The sequence below is a fragment of the Gammaproteobacteria bacterium genome (assembly GCA_016199745.1).
Classification (GTDB): Bacteria; Pseudomonadota; Gammaproteobacteria; order Acidiferrobacterales; family Sulfurifustaceae; genus JACQFZ01.
In genome coordinates this window covers 1-1,845 of the sequence record JACQFZ010000032.1, presented here as the reverse complement: position 1 = coordinate 1,845, position 1,845 = coordinate 1, and the positions used below count along the sequence as shown (strand labels likewise).

1 protein-coding gene is annotated in these 1,845 nt (G+C 57.5%); it reads right to left on the bottom strand.

Going from position 1 to position 1,845, the window contains the following annotated elements; translation table 11 throughout:
* Positions 1-321 precede the first annotated feature (321 nt).
* Entirely contained in the window at positions 322-1,215 is an 894-nt protein-coding gene (locus HY308_08605; protein MBI3898344.1) for a hypothetical protein, read from the bottom strand.
* Between the last annotated feature and the right edge of the window lie 630 nt (positions 1,216-1,845).

The window sequence follows — 1,845 nt, the reverse complement described above, 5'->3', positions numbered from 1 at the left end:
CGGCGACGAGGTCTCCACAACAGCTTGCCGGAACCAGGGTTGTGGTTTCGGCGGTCGGTAAAGGTCAAGCGCACGCGCCCTACTCCGCCAGGGATTGGTGGGGCGGGTGGAGACTGCGGGGCCTCATCTTCTACCGATCACACCCAGAGGGCATCGAGGTGGTCCGCGTCGTCCACAGTGCTCGCGACATTCCGAGCCTCCAAGAGGAAGACTCCAGAGACGTAACGCGCAGGCGAAGCCTGCCGTGGCACGCCCGCTCGATGGAGGGGTTAGGCGTCAGTGCGCGCGAATGGCGGATGGGCTGCGTCTGACGCATAGCAGCTAGCTTCCTTCAGTCATTGCCCGAACAGCGCGCTGCACTTCCGCGGCGTCGACTCCAGGTTGGCTTTGAAGCTGCTTGTAGATGCCGTGCTTGAAGGCAAGGTCAACAATCCTAAATCTGGCGTCTGCGGGTGGAGTTAGGTAACGCGGCAAGACGTCGTCTTGCAACTTCATTCCGGCGTGTGCTACTCGGTGAAGTTTCAATAAGAACCCCACCAAGCTGTCTTTGCCCCAGCCTTCATAGAACCATCCAGCTTGGTTCGGAAATCCGGCCGTGTTCCAACAGTTTAGAGATTGGTCTACGAAGTTTGAGAACACACACACGTCGTTTACTACAACAAAGTCGGCCTGGTCTATCGGATCAACGCCGCGACCTTGGTAGAACTCGAGGATCTCAAACCCAGTTTCGATTGGAGAGGCTTTGCACTGCATGGAGAAAACGCCGAAGGGAACCCGCTTCGCCCATTCCGACATTGGATGATGCTCATGGAGAAGTGATGTTGTTGTGCGTCTCAGCTTCTTAACGGTCAGTCCCTGTTCGAGCGCGCGATGAAGTTCAGCCCTATCAGCGATATTCGGCTTTACCTCTACAACGGAGTCCACACCTTCTGCCAACAGTAGGCTGAACTTGTCCCGCGCACTCACTGTGTATGGATGATTCGGTGCGCAGATGACGCAGTCGATAGACGCGGCGATGTTGCCAAACGAATCGCGGACCTTGCCCTTTGCGATCCGATGCGGAAACGGGAAATAGCGTGCTAGGAACGTTTGAACCGCGTTTTCCCGGAACTCAGCGATTTCCTGCGAAGTTCCGTGACCTTGAATAGACGCTTTGCGGAACTCACTAGAGAGCTGCAATGCGTCTTCGCGTAGTAGGTCATATAGGTCATTCATGGGTAGATCGGGTCATGGCCGGCAGGTGCGCTTCGTACCGAGGTTATAGCCGATGGATTTCTGACGCCTAACGAATAGCGTTTATCCGTCGCCCCACAAACGCCAAGCTCTGCCACAGCGACATCGGCGGCGGATAAACCTTGTTGAACTGAACCGCCCACTCGGACGGTACTTATGGGGATTGTAGTGGCAGCCGGTGCATCGTCAATCGTTGGGACCGACCTTCGAGAAGGATCAACTGCCAATCAACGGGTTGAAGCAAGGGGTTCGGTGCGTGCCGTTGCCATCGCCGCGAGGTCCATGTGCCGCGAAGCGACAACGGCTGGCGCTGGCGCACGAGCGTCGTCGTGGTCGTGCGTGATGTGCGCGCCACAAGATCAACACCGATGACGTGCCGATGACGTCGCATCAGGGCGGGGCACGCACGGTCGATCGTGCCGCCGTCGGTGCGATCGCTTCCAGGAACACAAACTGTCCTGTGTGGCACTGCGTGTTAGTGGCGGTCCAAATCCGCGCCTAAATGCTGGCAAGCGCCTGAGCGAATTCGTCGGAAACAGAAACCGGCACGAGGTATTTTCCTAGAACGGTGGATCCGACAGGGGCGCCGCCGTCGTCGCAACGCGTTCTTGT

Coding starts and splice junctions, on each gene's coding strand:
- HY308_08605 (MBI3898344.1), bottom strand. CDS start 1,215: ATGAATGACCTATATGACCTACTACGCGAAGACGCATTGCAGCTCTCT.